At 36.9% G+C, this 15,735-nt stretch carries 13 protein-coding genes; 4 read left to right on the forward strand and 9 right to left on the reverse strand.

The features are described 5' to 3' along the window. Positions 1 to 138 precede the first annotated feature (138 nt). Both ABIQ28_RS10775 and smpB read right to left on the reverse strand, forming a co-directional pair. Positions 139 to 2,619 carry a DUF5686 and carboxypeptidase regulatory-like domain-containing protein gene (locus tag ABIQ28_RS10775; RefSeq protein ID WP_348037132.1) on the reverse strand — a complete coding sequence of 827 codons (2,481 nt, stop codon included), beginning with the start codon at positions 2,617 to 2,619 and terminating at the stop codon, positions 139 to 141. 416 nt (positions 2,620 to 3,035) lie between these two features. After that, positions 3,036 to 3,494 carry an SsrA-binding protein SmpB gene (gene smpB / locus ABIQ28_RS10780; RefSeq protein ID WP_348037134.1) on the reverse strand — a complete coding sequence of 153 codons (459 nt, stop codon included), beginning with the start codon at positions 3,492 to 3,494 and terminating at the stop codon, positions 3,036 to 3,038. An 89-nt stretch (positions 3,495 to 3,583) separates the two neighbouring features. Here smpB and ABIQ28_RS10785 point away from each other — a divergent pair, with 89 nt between their 5' ends. Continuing rightward, positions 3,584 to 4,348, forward strand: a complete 765-nt coding sequence (locus ABIQ28_RS10785) for a DUF6503 family protein (RefSeq protein WP_348037136.1) — start codon at positions 3,584 to 3,586, stop codon at positions 4,346 to 4,348. On the opposite strand, the gene ABIQ28_RS10790 is transcribed toward ABIQ28_RS10785, so the two are convergent. From ABIQ28_RS10790 to clpB, 5 genes are all read right to left on the reverse strand, one after another. Beyond that, a complete protein-coding gene (locus ABIQ28_RS10790; protein WP_348037138.1) occupies positions 4,341 to 4,850 on the reverse strand; it encodes a phosphoglycerate mutase family protein in 510 nt (169 codons plus the stop codon). The genes ABIQ28_RS10785 and ABIQ28_RS10790 overlap by 8 nt on opposite strands. Before the next feature lie 21 nt (positions 4,851 to 4,871). Further along, entirely contained in the window at positions 4,872 to 5,573 is a 702-nt protein-coding gene (deoD, locus tag ABIQ28_RS10795) for a purine-nucleoside phosphorylase (RefSeq protein WP_348037140.1), read from the reverse strand. A gap of 32 nt (positions 5,574 to 5,605) precedes the next feature. Beyond that, on the reverse strand, positions 5,606 to 6,265 hold the full coding sequence (gene deoC / locus ABIQ28_RS10800; protein WP_348037142.1) for a deoxyribose-phosphate aldolase: 660 nt from the start codon (positions 6,263 to 6,265) through the stop codon (positions 5,606 to 5,608). A gap of 356 nt (positions 6,266 to 6,621) precedes the next feature. After that, the gene (locus ABIQ28_RS10805) at positions 6,622 to 7,020 is read right to left on the reverse strand and encodes a hypothetical protein (RefSeq protein WP_348037143.1); all 399 of its coding nucleotides are present in this window, start codon (positions 7,018 to 7,020) and stop codon (positions 6,622 to 6,624) included. 178 nt (positions 7,021 to 7,198) lie between these two features. Further along, positions 7,199 to 9,811 carry an ATP-dependent chaperone ClpB gene (gene clpB, locus ABIQ28_RS10810; protein ID WP_348037145.1) on the reverse strand — a complete coding sequence of 871 codons (2,613 nt, stop codon included), beginning with the start codon at positions 9,809 to 9,811 and terminating at the stop codon, positions 7,199 to 7,201. A 276-nt stretch (positions 9,812 to 10,087) separates the two neighbouring features. On the opposite strand from clpB, the gene ytxJ reads away from it, so the two are divergent. Beyond that, positions 10,088 to 10,492, forward strand: a complete 405-nt coding sequence (gene ytxJ, locus ABIQ28_RS10815; protein ID WP_348037147.1) for a bacillithiol system redox-active protein YtxJ — start codon at positions 10,088 to 10,090, stop codon at positions 10,490 to 10,492. 39 nt (positions 10,493 to 10,531) lie between these two features. After that, positions 10,532 to 11,011, forward strand: a complete 480-nt coding sequence (locus ABIQ28_RS10820; protein WP_348037149.1) for a PH domain-containing protein — start codon at positions 10,532 to 10,534, stop codon at positions 11,009 to 11,011. A 70-nt stretch (positions 11,012 to 11,081) separates the two neighbouring features. On the opposite strand, the gene ABIQ28_RS10825 is transcribed toward ABIQ28_RS10820, so the two are convergent. Then, a complete protein-coding gene (locus tag ABIQ28_RS10825) occupies positions 11,082 to 12,263 on the reverse strand; it encodes a hypothetical protein (protein ID WP_348037150.1) in 1,182 nt (393 codons plus the stop codon). Between the two features lie 166 nt (positions 12,264 to 12,429). Next, positions 12,430 to 13,716 carry a fumarylacetoacetase gene (fahA, locus tag ABIQ28_RS10830; RefSeq protein ID WP_348037152.1) on the reverse strand — a complete coding sequence of 429 codons (1,287 nt, stop codon included), beginning with the start codon at positions 13,714 to 13,716 and terminating at the stop codon, positions 12,430 to 12,432. Positions 13,717 to 13,949: 233 nt separating this feature from the next. Here fahA and glyA point away from each other — a divergent pair, with 233 nt between their 5' ends. Beyond that, a complete protein-coding gene (gene glyA, locus ABIQ28_RS10835; protein ID WP_348037156.1) occupies positions 13,950 to 15,221 on the forward strand; it encodes a serine hydroxymethyltransferase in 1,272 nt (423 codons plus the stop codon). Positions 15,222 to 15,735 lie beyond the last annotated feature (514 nt).

The following is a 15,735-nucleotide window of genomic DNA, read 5'->3' on the forward strand; positions in this document are numbered from 1 at the left end:
TAATGATTTAGTTTGGACGAACTCATTAAAATAGAAAATTATTTTGAGTTTTTCTATCCTTGTAATCGTTTGACAAATTTTAAATGATGGAGACGCCATTATTAGTGCTTCTTCGTGAAATTCGTGTCTGAAAATCAGCTATTCAATAATATTCAAAAACTTCAATCCGAAAATTACGGCATCGCCTTGATAGCCGTTTTGGTAGGAGCGCACATAATCTACACGTAGGAATCTGAATTTCTTAAAGCCAATATTGTCGATTCCTATGGAATATTCCTGATAAGGTTTTTGGTTTTCGGTTGCAAAAGCATGGGAGCCGATGACCAAATTATAATTGAGTTTGTTCAATAGTGGCACGCGACTTAAAAGAAAACCTTTAAAGTCATGTTCGGCGTGCATTTCCAAATAAGAGGTGTTTGTACTTAAAGCATAGTAAGGTAAATTGTTGAACATATTGAGATAAGTGCTTGAGGTTCCTAAATGCGTTTGGTTGCCGTTTGGATGATAATAATCCATAAAAGCAATATCATCGGCGTTAAAAAATGTTCCTGCTTTCAGATTGTATTTGAAATCTCCTTTATTCCCAATATTAAAACTTTGTGTTACTCGCGCTTTAAGTTGATCAAAATTATACTGACGTTCTGATGCCGCTAATCCTTTTTCATAACCCAAATAAAGCGTTGGGTATTTTCTGTTTGGAATATTGATTTTGCTGTCCGGATAGCTCAAATATTCCTGATCAAAATTAATCCGAGCATTCAAATTGAATTTCAAAAGATTGTGTGTGTCAAAAGCTGGAATTCCGTAAGCGATCGGATTGCGAGGATCGTTACTTGTATAAACATCATTTTTGTCATTGAAAATTACTTGATCAGTCGTGTTTATTAACGCTTTCCGACGTTCATAAGCTACCGTGCTATATATATTTATACCATTGGTAAGTTCTTGTGTATAGCCAACTTGGGCGAAGCTTTTATCATAGATTTTCATGAAGTTGTTTTCAAAAAACAAGGAGCTTATGGAATTAACCAAAGGCGAAATAGGTTGCGATTCATTAAATTGCTGTGTTTCAATGCCTCCAGAAACCGTTAGAAATGGTTTTGTGATGTTGTTGAATTTATAAGTGAAAGAAGCTGTTCCTCTTAAGCGCTCATCTGAAATTCCATATTGAAAAGAAGCATTGGCTGAGAAAAAACGACGGAATTTATCGATATTATTCCTATAGTAAAAGCTCAACTTCGAATTGTAACCTTGAACCGTATTAAATTGAAAGTCCGAGAGTGGTGAGCTATAACCAACAGACCAATCTTCAAAAGAATTACGATGGCTATATCCAAAAAGTGTTTTTGAGATTTTAAACTTATTGTTCTTCGCATCAATAGAGTCAAGGTAAGGTTTTGATTCTCTAACGGTTTGTACACTGTCTTTTAATAAATAATCGCTAATTTCTTCATCGGTTAAAGGTACTGGTCGGATACTTTTCCAATAGGTTGAATCTTTTTTATTGGCTTCATTCGCAAAGGACAGAATCTCTTTTCCAAACGATTTTTTTGTCAGTTGTGTGTTGAAGTTATAATTGCTATACACGGCCATATAGCGTCCATCGCCTTTAAATCCGAAAAGTGAATAACTAAAATCCATGCCTTGTGAAATTAGCACCCAAATTTGATCGGTGTCGGAATAGGAGAAGTTTTGTTTGATTGTGATCACTTCAGCCGGCGGGATTTGTGCTTGAATGCCCGTAATACCAAGTTCCAAAGCGTAAATAGTCCATTGGTTTTCTACGATATAAATGACGCCAGAAAAAATTCGATCATTTTCACGTCTCGGAATTACCTTAATTTTGTTGATGAGGTTCCCTTTATCATCATAAAAAACACCTTCCAATTTATATCTGTAGTAATTAAAAGCGTAATCGGCAATCGGAGAAATGATTTGATTGCCCAATTCAATCGTGTTATTATAAAAATTGTAATCCACATCGCTTGCCGTGTTGAAACTGAATCCGTTATTGTCGCCACTCACTTTGGAAGCAATAATTTTTTCCTTTAGCTTATCTGGACGCCTATATTCAATTTCCGAAATGGTTTCTGATAGGTATATGATGCCACTGCGTGTCGAATCCAATCCCACCATAAATTCGTCGAGTTCCTGACCAAAAAACTTTTCTGGTGCATTTTTTATTCTAATCAAACCTCGAGAATAAAAATCGGCTTTAAACGAATTGATTTTCTCTAAATTTACTTTCCTGGCAGCGATAGCTTTTCTCATGATGATGTCGGCAGGATTTTCATTAGAATTAATGACCACTTCATTTAATGAAATTTGCTCTTCAGTAAGCGTAGCATCCAGCAGATATGGGAATTGCTTTATCTCGACGTCTTTCTTTACCGTCTTATAGCCTAAAAACTGAAATACAATTGTGTAGGTACCTGGTTTATTCAGATTAAGATCATAGTAACCTTGGTCATTACTAGTAGTGCCGGTAAAGGTGTTTTCTACATAGATATTAACAAATGGAAGCGGTTCGTTTTTTTTATCGACAATGCGTCCTTTTATTTGGGAAAAGGAATGGCAACTGATTAAAATAAAAACAAGAGCGAGTAGATTTTTAGTCATAAAGTGAGATGTATAATCCTAAATAGGCGCATCTTATCATTAGATGGTTGGCTAGGAACGTTTCAAACTTAACTATAAAAGGCGCTAGTGATTGTTATAGCAATCTTAAATTATTAATTTCCTGAACGCTTCTAAAGAATTCTAAAGTTTCGGATATTTTGTGATTTTATTAATCTCAAATTAAGTTGAAACTTCACTGCTCCTTCGATTAAAGTTCTAAAAACTTTGACACGAATTACACGAATTTTCACGGATTCAATCTTTTAATGGCTATAAAGTGTAAGCCATTTATTTAAATTGCCCGAATGCAACAGAATTTTAGTCTGTTTAAAAAAAGACAACAGAATAGATGTCGAGCGTTGTTAATTGGAATTTGGATTTTAATTTTTTTGGAATTTGAAGACCTTTTCGGGTGTTTAACTGTAGATTTTCTTAATCCGATCCAGGTTTCGTTTGTTGTCACGATCTCTGAGAGTTTCGCGCTTGTCGTAAAGTTTCTTACCTTTTGCTAAGGCTATTTCCATTTTGGCAAAGCCTCTATCGTTGATAAACAATCGCAAAGGAACAATTGAAAAACCTTTGGTCTGGACATCTTTATTAAGCGACTTTAACTCTCTTTTGGTTAAGAGTAGTTTACGTTCGGCTTTTGGTCGGTGGTTGTAGTACGTTCCGAATGCATATTCTTCAACGTTCATGTTGATGACAAAGAGTTCGCCTTTTTCGTTAAACTCACAAAAACTCTCAGCAATAGAGGCTTTACCACTTCTAATGGATTTTATTTCGGTACCCGTTAAAACAATGCCGGCCGTATATTTGTCCAATATTTCGTAATTGAACCGTGCTTTTCTGTTTTTTATGTTGATGATTTTCTGCATAGGAAGTCAAAGGTAAAACATTTAAGATAACTTTTAAAGAAGACGCCTCGGTAATCTTTAAGTTTGCAAATACATTTAAAACAGATCTTATGTTACGAAACGTTCTAATTATGGTTGTAGTGCTCTCTTTTTTCAATTGTAAAGAAAAGAAGAATCAAGTTCTTACGACGCTATCTGCAGAAGATATTATCAAAAAGGCGATAGAAGTTGCCGGGGGAAATCTGTTTGATCATTCGCAAATTGATTTTGATTTTAGAGATATCCATTACACAGCCATTCGCGATAATGGAAAGTTTCAGCTGCAGCGTCATTTTAAAGATTCGCTTTCTCAAATAAAAGATGTTTTGAGCAATACAGGATTTGAACGCTTTAGCAATGGTGAAAAAGTTCAACTTGCAGATTCAACCGCTTCAAAATACAGTAATTCGGTTAATTCGGTACATTATTTTTCAGTTTTGCCTTATGGCTTAGATGGAAAGGCTGTGCATAAAGAAGATTTGGGCATAACAGACATAAAAGGTAAAGCGTATCATAAAATCAAGGTCACTTTTTCTGAAGATGGCGGAGGTGAAGATTTTGAAGATGAATATATCTATTGGATAGGTAAAGATTCATTTACAATGGATTATTTAGCCTACTCCTTTAAAGAAAATGATGGTAGTCAAGGTTTTCGTTTTAGACAGGCTTATAACGAAAGGCTGATTAGCAGGTTGCGCTTTGCAGATTATGACAACTACAAGCCAGAAACTTCAAATATCAAATTTGCAGATATGGACGAATTATTCAACGCTAATAAATTGCAATTACTTTCAAAAATAGAACTCAAGAATATTGAGGTCAAAGCGCTTAATTAATAGTAAGTACTTGCTCTGTGATGGTGTTTCCTACTTTGGTTACAATATAAAGGTTGCCATTATTAGCATCATCAATTTCCTCATGTTTTTTATTTCCGATCACGGCATTTACAAACTCTGGAATGGTATTGCTGTGACCAATCACTAAAACGGTTTTTCCTTTAGTTGCTGTTTTAAAAGCCTCATCATAACTCGTGCTAACATTGTAAGTAATGATGTCGAGTCCGTTTTTTATAGCGGTGGGTTGTCCCGTTTCTTTAGTTCTGTTATAGTCGGTTGAATAAATGGCGTCAAAAGGGATGTGCTGTAAAATTTCACTCCAATTTTGGGCTCTTTTATGGCCTTCGTCTGTTAAATGGGCGTTTTTTTCAGAAGGATTACTCCGATCCTTTTCAGCATGGAGAATAAAATAATAGGTCGTTATTTCTTGAGCTTGTTCTTTTTGGGCAAACGCATTTACTGAGAAAAGAACAATACAAAATATTATTAGGTAGCGTATCATGGATCGATTTTTAATGAAGTTTTATTCTGCTAATTCCAAGGCAATTTCAATCATCTCCTTAAAAGTCGTTTCTCTTTCGTTGGATGTCGTGCGCTCTCCAGTCACCAAAGAGTCTGAAATAGTCAAGATGCTCAAGGCTTTCACGTCATGTTTGGCCGCTACTGTATAAAGTCCTGCCGTCTCCATTTCGACACATAGAATTCCGAATTTCGACCATTTTTTATAAGATTCGAAGTCATCGGCATAAAACTCATCACTGGTTAATACGTTTCCGGCCTTTAAGGAAATGTTCTTAGCTTTTGCAGCCTCAACTGCTTTTTGAAACAGGCCGAAATCTGCCGTAGGCGCAAAATCTGCACCTCCAAAACGGAGTTCGTTAATACCGGAAGTAGAGGATGCGGCCATGGCTAAAACGATATCTCTAAGTTTGACCTCTTCTTGATAGGAACCCGCGCTACCAACCCTAATCAGGTTTTTAACATCGTATTCTGTAATCAATTCATGGGAATAAATAGATATACTCGGTACGCCCATACCAGTGCCCATGGTAGAAACGCGTTTACCTTTGTAAGTGCCGGTGTAACCTAGCATTCCTCTTACATTGTTAAAACGTTTAGGGTTTTCAAAAAATGTGTTAGCAATCCATTTCGCTCTTAATGGATCTCCTGGAAGAAGAATTGTTTCTGCAATTTCTCCTTTTTTTGCTTCAATATGTACGCTCATAGGGTTAGTTTAAACCCTAAAGATAAAAATTATTACTTAGCAGCGGTAGTTTTACCGGTCATCATTGCCACGCCCGATGAAGTTCCAATTCGGTCCGCACCTGCATCAATGTACTTTAGAGCAGTTTCTAGATCTCGGATACCTCCGGAAGCTTTTATTTTTGCTTGATCTTTAATCGTCTTTTTAATGATTTTTACGGCGGTTAACGTAGCTCCGCTTTTTGAAAACCCTGTAGAAGTTTTAATAAAATCAACCTTAGCATCCACACAAATTTCGCAGGCTTTCACAATTTCGTTTTTCGAAAGCTCACTAATCTCCAAAATTACTTTAAGCGGAATCTTACCTATTGCCGACTTCACATCTGAAATGTCCTTAAATACAGCAAGAAAATTTTTGCTGCGAAGGAATCCCATATTGATGACCATGTCTATTTCATCCGCACCTTCATTGACTGCATTTTTAGCCTCAAAAACCTTAGCCTCTGTTGCTGTAGCCCCTAAAGGAAAGCCAATGACCGATACGACTTTTACCGCTGTTTTTGACAGGATTTGTTTGGCCAAAGGAACATAACAGCTATTTACACAAACAGAAAAGAAATCATATTTTTTCGCTTCGTTGCATAAATCGATAATTTGCCTTTCGGTAGTGGTTGGTTTTAAGAGGGTGTGGTCAATAAAAGCGTTAATTTTCATAGGAGTCTTATAGATTAAGTGTGCAAAAGTACGACAAACGGTTGCTTAAGTAAAGTTTTTTGCTGATTTTTAGATGAACGGTAACAAACGAAATTTCTTTAAATATTTAATTCTCGTTGAATGAGGTTATTGGGTTTTTCACAGCATTCACTTCCGCCATCAGCCCTATTATCTACGTTTAAACTAAATAAAAAGACTCTTTTAAAACCTGAGTAGACCTACATTTAGGTAATGTTTAACATTGTTTTTGTTAACGACTTGAATCTCATTCCTAAAAGGCTTAGTTATTAGGTTAAAACCTTATTTTTTAATTCTCGAACATGAGATGATAAACTTTAACTGTGCATGGAGGTGGATTATTCGAGCCTCGAAGAATCTTTTAATTTTATCAAAAATTTATGAGACCATTCAATGGCTTGGCTCAGATTATCGAAAATCTCATAAGGCTTGTCAAAGAATTTTCTTTCATATTCTGCACTTCTCCTCATTATTTTTGTTTTTGGAATCAGTGCTATGGCCACCAAATTCGGGATTTTTTCAGTTTCGGGATATATCAACGGATTAACGGAATAGGATTTTACCCTGTTGGAAATGTAAACCATGTTTTTCCCACTAAAATGTTTCTGTACCGTATCATTTATGATGTAATTATGTTCTGATTGAATGACGACGCCTTCCTTGACTTGATTTATGATAAAGTCATCAAAGACAAACAACTCAAAATCTTTGAAATTGTAATATTTTATAATGCCCATAGATGCGTCGTTATGATATTCAATATGAAATTATAAAATTGATGACCTATGCTTTAACGCAATCGAAAAAAAACAGCACTCATCTTTTTCAAGGTTCGTGCTGTTTCCTAACCAACCAACTTATTATGAAAAATCCTCTCGGACTTTTAAACGCTGACATTGAGCATGTCAGGGTTTGCTATGCTTGGGCTTCTTTTACCAATTCGCCTTGGTTTCTAAAGACCAATTCATCGTTAAACGAGTCTAGCAAAATGATGCTATCTGTAGTGATTTTACCAGAGAGCAGTTCTTTGCTCAATTCGTTCAAGACTTCTTTTTGTATCACACGTTTTACAGGACGTGCACCATATTCAGGATTATAGCCCTTTTCAGCTAAATAGGTCGTCGCTTCATCTGTGGCGTCAAAAGTAATGCCTTGATTTGCTAACATTTTTGTCAAGCCTTTTAGTTGTAAGCCTACTATTTCAAAAATATTCTCTTTTGATAGCGGCGTGAACATGATGATGTCATCAATCCTATTTAAAAACTCAGGACGTACATTTTGTTTTAACAATCCTAAAACATCGACTTTTGCTGCTTCAATAGCTGAATCGATATCTTTGGTCGCTTCAAAATGTTGTTGTATAATATCGCTTCCCATATTGGAAGTCATGATGATGATTGTGTTTTTAAAATCGGCAACCCGACCTTTATTGTCCGTTAATCGGCCTTCATCTAATACTTGCAGTAAAATATTGAAGGTGTCCGGATGTGCTTTTTCTATTTCATCAAGCAATACCACAGAATACGGTTTTCTTCTCACTGCTTCGGTGAGCTGTCCGCCTTCATCATAGCCAACATATCCTGGAGGTGCTCCGATTAGACGGCTCACGCTATGGCGTTCTTGGTATTCGCTCATATCAATTCGGGTCATGGCGTTTTCATCGTCAAACAGGTATTCGGCCAATGCTTTTGCTAACTCCGTCTTACCAACGCCTGTAGTTCCTAGAAACAAGAAGGTGCCAATCGGTTTTTGTACATTTTGTAATCCTGCGCGACTTCTTCGGACGGCATCACTCACTGCGGTAATTGCTTCATACTGTCCAACCACACGCTTGTGCAATTGATCTTCCAGTTTTAAAAGTTTTTCCCTATCAGATTGCAACATTTTGGTGACCGGAATTCCGGTCCATTTTGCGACGACTTCTGCAATATCCTCAGCGGTAACCTCTTCTTTTATCAAAGAACTGCCCGATTGGTTTTCTTGTAATTCCTTTTGAAGTTTTTCAAGTTGTGCTTGAGCTTCCTTGATTTTTCCATAGCGAATTTCAGCTACTTTTCCATAATCACCGTCACGCTCGGCACGTTCAGCCTCCGCTTTAAAATCTTCAATGTTGGATTTGGTGGTTTGGATATTGTCCACAACCTCTTTTTCGCTCATCCATTTGGCATTCATTTCATTGCGATCTTCTTTAAGATTCGCAAGATCAGCACGCAGGGATTTTAATTTGGTTTCATCCTTTTCACGCTTAATAGCCTCGATTTCAATTTCCAGCTGCATGACTTTACGGTCCAATACGTCCAGTTCTTCTGGTTTGGAATTGATTTCCATGCGCAGTTTGGCCGCGGCTTCGTCCATTAAATCAATCGCCTTGTCTGGTAAAAATCTGTTGGTGATATACCGTTCAGATAATTCTACAGCAGCAATAATGGCTTCGTCTTTAATACGGACTTTATGATGGGTTTCATATTTTTCTTTGATCCCACGAAGGATGGAAATCGCACTTTCGGTGTCCGGTTCGTTGACCATCACTTTTTGGAAACGACGCTCCAAAGCTTTGTCTTTCTCAAAATACTTTTGATATTCATCAAGTGTGGTTGCTCCGATAGCGCGCAGTTCGCCTCTTGCCAAAGCTGGTTTTAAAATATTTGCTGCGTCCATAGCGCCTTGTCCGCCACCGGCACCTACAAGGGTGTGGATTTCGTCAATAAATAAAACGATATCGCCTTCGCTTGAGGTTACTTCTTTGATCACTGCTTTTAAGCGTTCTTCAAATTCACCTTTATATTTGGCGCCTGCGATGAGCGCACCCATATCCAAAGCGAATACTTGTTTATCTTTTAGATTTTCAGGAACGTCGCCATCTATAATGCGATGCGCTAAACCTTCTGCAATTGCCGTTTTACCAGTTCCTGGTTCGCCCACGAGGATCGGGTTGTTTTTCGTACGACGTGAAAGGATTTGAAGAATTCTTCTGATTTCCTCATCACGACCAATAACAGGGTCCAATTTGCCGTCTTTGGCCAATTGGTTGAGGTTTTTGGCGTATTTGTTCAAGGAATTGTAGGTATCCTCTTGACTTTGCGAAGTCACGTTATCGCCTTGACGAAGTTCTTCGATGGCCGCATTTAATGCTTTTTCGGTCACGCCTTGATCCTTGAGCATTTGTGCTATTTTGCTGTTCGATTTAAAAACAGCCATGATCAAATGTTCGATGGAAACGAAGTCATCTTTCATTTTGTTGGCGATGATTGAGGCCTCCGTCAGCGTTTTATTAGCTTCTCTTGAAAGCATAATGTCACCGCCCGTAACTTTTGGAAAGCTTTCCAATTGCTTGTCCAATGTTTGATGTAACAGGTTGACATTGACATTCAGTTTTTTAAGAAGAAATGGCAATACGTTTTCGTCAACTTCAAAAATGGCCTTAAAAATGTGCTCATTTTCTATTTGCTGATGGCCATAGGTCTGAGCAAGCTGTTGTGCGAGCTGAATAGCCTCCTGTGATTTTATGGTATAATTGTTAAAGTTCATATATAAGATGTTGTGTTTTTATATTAATTGTCTAATTTTCCAAAACAATATTTCAATTACCTTACCAATATAAGAAGAGAGACAAAAAGTCGGAAATCCTCAGGAATAACGTGACATTTCGTCAGTTTTGGATGTTTCAAAAAGTTAGCGACTTATCTACTAAAGATAGTTGAAAACTAAAGACGCTTCCGTTAACGGAATGGTAAAAAATAATACAAATTAATATTCTTGCGGCTTCGAATGGGAAGATGTGCAGAAATGAAAAACTAAGAAATCATGGGATTATTTAATAAATTATTTGGTGCTTCAACAGATTCGGGAGCAGGTGAAGCTAAACAAGAAAACGTCACACCTTGGATTAATTTGACTACAATTGAACAGTTGGATGAGATTGTGGAGCGTTCGAAAACCAAAACGCAACTCATTTTTAAACATTCTACACGTTGCGGGGTTAGTAGGATGGTCATGAATCATTTTAAAAAAGAGTACAAGCTTTCCGAAAATGAAGCCGATCTTTATTATTTGGATTTGTTAAACTATAGATCGATTTCTGCTGGCATTGCAGAAAAATTTCAGGTTACACATGAATCGCCTCAGCTATTGGTTATTAAAAATGGAGTAGTGGTAGCTCATGACAGTCACAGTGGGGTCAATAATTTGGAGTTGGGAAAGTTTGTTTAAATAACTACATTTGAGATTCTTATACTCAAAAGTTTAAAAATGAATATTTACAGAAGCAAAAGTTCTTCGTATGTCAGAATTGCCACGTTTAGCGCCGTGATTTTGTCGATAATGGTTTTGTTCACCATCATTGTAATTAATAAAAGTTTAGGAATAACCGTTCGTGTTGTTTTGCCACTGTTGATAGTGGGTGCCATCATTTATTTGTATTCAATTTCATTAAAAAAGATTATTATTGAAAAGGATGGTATCGTGTTAAAGAAAAACATCGGTAAGATAAAGATCCCTAATACTGATATTTTGGAAGTGTGTATAATGGGATATTCCAATCTGACGATGACCTATGGAAGTAAAGGCGTTTTTGGATTCATCGGAAATACCATGGATGATTCTGTGAGTCTTGTAAAAGACAGAAACCAAATGTTCCGTATTACAACAAAAGACAAAAAGTATCTTTTGAGTTCTGAAAAATCAGAGGAACTCGTGGGTAAAATGAAAATACTTTATGACCTTCTATAAAAGCATTACGAGAACGAAAAAATCTTGGAATATAAAACTCCCAAACGTTCTGTTTTGGGAGTTTTTCATTTTAATTCCGCATGCTATACGAACTAATAATCTGTTTTAACTTCACTTTTAGGTCTTCGCCAGTGTCATAAACCATATCTTCATTTGATGGGAATCGGACTTGTCTGTTACGTAAAAGATCCCTGTCACGTGCACTTAAAGCACGCTCATCGCCTTGTACAGTGGCATAGATGTGTTCGAACATAAATTCACTGTTAATTGGGAAGACATCCAAAGTTTGATTGGATTTCAAATCTACATAGACCACATCGGCAAGAACTTGGGTGGATTTGAATTGGTGATATTCAAAATAGCGTGCTTTTACATTGATGATGTTGTCAATTTTTATGTCGTTTCCTAAACTGTCTTTGGCAACATTTCCTTTGCTATCCTTTTGATATTTCCAGCCATCCACAATTTGCTTTTCTCTTAGCAGTTGTTTTTCGCTTAATTTTTCTGGTGAAATATTAATGCGTTTTAGTTGCAGGGCCATTGCATAATCATAACGGAGTCGAGGTTCAGGGTTGGCGTGATAAACGGTCCAAAACTGGTTCAATCCGTAGGTGTCAAAATTCAAGAGGTCATCTTCCAGACGTCTTGGAATAACTTGATCGGTTTGGTTTTCGATGGTTACAAGCACATAATCAGTTCCGAGATTATGGGCATCTTTCATTAAATTGCGAACATCTTTATACTTTGGATTAATTTGATCCACATAGTGAAAGGTGTTGTAGGCTTCTTTGATGTTTTGTTTGAAATTGGATTTCAGAAGTTGTAAGCCAGTACGATACATATGATCAGAAACCGCGATGCGGGACTCTACAATGGCATTTGTATAATCCTTAAAGTCGAAGCGCACGGGTTTGTTGTCAATACGCAATGGCAGGAATGGCTTAAGGGCTTCCTGACGTGCATTTAAGGTAAGGTAGAGATCGTAAATGTTTTTGTAATGTTCGGGATTGCCATCTTTTTTAAGATGGTTGATGTCTTGTAAATCCCGCTCGACCGCTTTGACATAAGCGTTTTGAAGTAAGATGATATAATCTTGCTTGCGATCCTTGTTTTTGTTGGTTTCAAGTTTTCTTAAGGCATCTTCAATAGCTTGATCGTAATTACCAGAATGAAGTGATTTCTCGATTTGTTTTTTACTACTGCACGCAACAAGTAGTAAAATAAATGCTGTATAGAGTAATTTTCCTTTCATATTTCTGGTTTTTAAGTGGTTAAAGTTAATGGATTTCAAATTATATGCCAAACGATTAAAGTGGGGAGTTGGAAGCACTGAGACTGAAGTTAAAGGTCTATAAAACAAAAAAGTACGAAAACTAGCGAGACTAGTCTTCGTACTTCAACTTCAAGCCTGTCGAAGCCTATTTCTTCTGATTATAAATAGGTAATAATTGTGTTGACACTTCTCCAAATCCAATTCTGGTGCCATCTTTTTCACAATGGCCTCTCATAATTACGGTATCATAATCGTTGATGAATTTGCGTTCGGTGCCGTCTTTCATTTTTATCGGTTTTTCTCCTCTCCAGGTCAATTCCAGCATCGATCCGTAGGAGTCCTCAGTAGGACCGGAAATGGTGCCACTACCCATCATGTCGCCAGAGTTTACAGGACATCCATTAATAGTATGGTGTGCCAATTGCTGTGACATATTCCAGTACATATATTTAAAGTTGGATTTGCTCACAATAGTTTCCTTGGCATCTTTTGGACGTATCGCCACTTCTAAATTGATATCATAACCTTTCTTTCCTTTAGATTGTAAATAAGGTAAAAGTGGTTTGATTGGTTTTGGATTCGCTACTTTAAAAGGTTCCAAAGCATCAAGGGTTACAATCCAAGGTGACATGGATGACGCGAAATTTTTAGATAAGAATGGACCTAACGGCACATATTCCCAGGCTTGGATATCTCTAGCTGACCAGTCGTTGAAAAGAACCAATCCAAAAATATATTCTTCTGCTTCATTGACTGGGATGGATTCTCCAAAATCGTTAGCGTCTGTTGTGATAAAAGCCATCTCCAATTCAAAATCAATCAAATTAGAAGGTCCAAAAACAGGTTCGGTCGCGCCTTTTGGTAAGGTTTGCCCTTGAGGTCTGTTTATTGGAATTCCTGATGGAATAATGGAGGAGCTGCGACCATGGTAGCCCACAGGGATGTGCAACCAATTTGGCATGAGCGCATTTTCAGGATCCCTAAACATACTTCCCACGTTAGTTGCATGCTCTATACTCGAATAAAAATCGGTGTAATCACCCACATGAATAGGTAATTGCATTTCAATTTCATCCAATCTAAAACAGACAATTTCCTTATGTTTTATATTTTGTTTTAATGTGGTGTTTTTACTATCAAAAATAGAAGCGATCCTATCTCGCACGGCACGCCATGTTTTGCGGCCATCTGCAATAAAATCATTTAAAGTATCTTGAAGAAAAATATCGTCAGTGAGTGGAATGCCATCAAAATAACCTAATTGATGAAGTGCACCAAGATCAATGGCTGTATCACCAATGCGTGTGCCAATGGTAATGATGTCGTCGCGCGTTAAAAAAACACCGAAAGGGATGTTTTGTATAGGGAAGTCAGAATTCTTCCCCACGTGAAGCCACGACGTTCTATCGGGATTATTTGCTGATAAAGACATACGGTTTCTATTAATTAGTTTTTTTTAAATGTATTCAAACGTACATATTTTTTTTAATTTAAAATAAAAAATAAACTTAAAGTTATCTTGTCTCAGATGAATTGAGAAAAGGAATATCTTCAGACGAAAAATTTGATTTTTGACCTAATTAACTATTGTATTTAGTACTTTTGGGGAAAATTTATATTAATCAATAGATTCCCTCCTTCGAGGGAATGAAAATGTACATATTTATGCAACGCGACCAACAGATATTTGAGCTTATAGAAGCTGAGAAAGAAAGACAATTAAACGGTTTAGAACTTATCGCCTCCGAAAACTTTGTGAGCAATCAGGTTATGGAAGCCGCAGGATCAGTTTTAACCAACAAATATGCTGAAGGGTACCCAGGAAAGCGTTATTATGGAGGTTGTGAAGTCGTCGATGAGGTAGAGCAAATAGCTATCGATCGTGCTAAAGCTTTGTTTGGTGCAGAGTATGTCAACGTACAGCCGCATTCTGGAAGTCAGGCGAATACTGCAGTATATTCAATGTGTTTAAAGCCTGGAGATAAAATTCTTGGTTTTGATTTGTCACATGGTGGCCATTTAACGCATGGATCTCCAGTGAATTTTTCAGGAAAATTATATAATCCTTCATTTTATGGTGTAGATAAGGCTACTGGCCTGATTGATTACGATAAATTAGAAGATACCGCTAAAAAGGAAAAACCAAAAATGATTATCGCGGGTGCATCTGCTTATTCACGCGATATGGATTTTGAAGCCTTCAGACAAGTTGCTGATAAAGTTGGCGCTGTGTTGATGGCCGATATTTCACATCCAGCAGGATTAATTGCAAAGGGTATTTTGAATGACCCGATGCCGCATTGTCATATTGTGACCACTACGACTCATAAAACTTTAAGAGGTCCAAGAGGTGGAATGATTATGATGGGTGCTGATTTTGAAAATCCATTCGGAATGAAAACTCCTAAAGGCGATTTGAGAAAAATGTCTTCACTTTTGGATTCTGGTGTTTTCCCTGGGAATCAAGGTGGTCCATTGGAGCATATCATCGCTGCTAAAGCGATTGCTTTTGGTGAGGCTTTAACTGATGAGTTCATGCATTATATGTTACAGGTTAAAAATAATGCTGCTGCCATGGCAAAGGCGTTTGTTGCTAGGGATTATCATATTATTTCTGGTGGAACGGACAACCATATGATGTTGATGGATTTGAGAAATAAAAATATTACTGGTAAAGAAGCAGAGGAAGCCTTAGGCAAAGCAGATATTACCGTAAACAAAAACATGGTGCCTTTTGATGATAAATCGCCATTTGTAACTTCAGGAATCAGAATCGGAACGCCGGCAGTGACAACCAGAGGTTTAAAAGAAGCTGACATGGATACGATTGTTGGATTGATTGATGAGGTTCTTACTAATCGTGATAATGAAGCCAAATTGCAGGCCATTGGCGAAAAAGTAAATGAAATGATGAATGGGAAACCTTTGTTTTCTTAATTGACTTAAAACATTATTTAATATCAGACCTCACAGGTTTTTAAAACCTGTGAGGTCTTTTTTTTTGATTTGTTTCAATGGATCTAGAACAGATATATTCCCGTTTTTCTATTAATTGATTGCTTCGTAAATTTTGGTATTGATGTCGTTAGTATCTCTTTACCAGGCAATAAATTTCATGGGATTTAACTAGAGTTGAGTTGGGACCATTAGTGGTAATACATGGATAAAACATGCTATACTTATGCTATGACCACGCTATAACTATGCTATAACCATGCTATAAGCTAGGTGATGGCCCGTCCTGAAATAGCTATACAGATTGTTGATTAAATCCTGTTATAGTTATACCAATATGACTCTTCTTGAATGAGTGTGGTGTTTGAAAACACAGTGTTGTGTTCTTTTGGGCGTGTGAAAATAACTATTCAGGTTTTTGAAACCTGAAAGTTTTAAAATAGATTCCTGTTTGATTTTATTGAGCTTTCTTTCTAGACCACCAATAAAGCCTAAA

Origin of the sequence: Gelidibacter sp., assembly GCF_039916245.1 — a bacterium.
Classification (GTDB): domain Bacteria; phylum Bacteroidota; class Bacteroidia; order Flavobacteriales; family Flavobacteriaceae; genus Gelidibacter.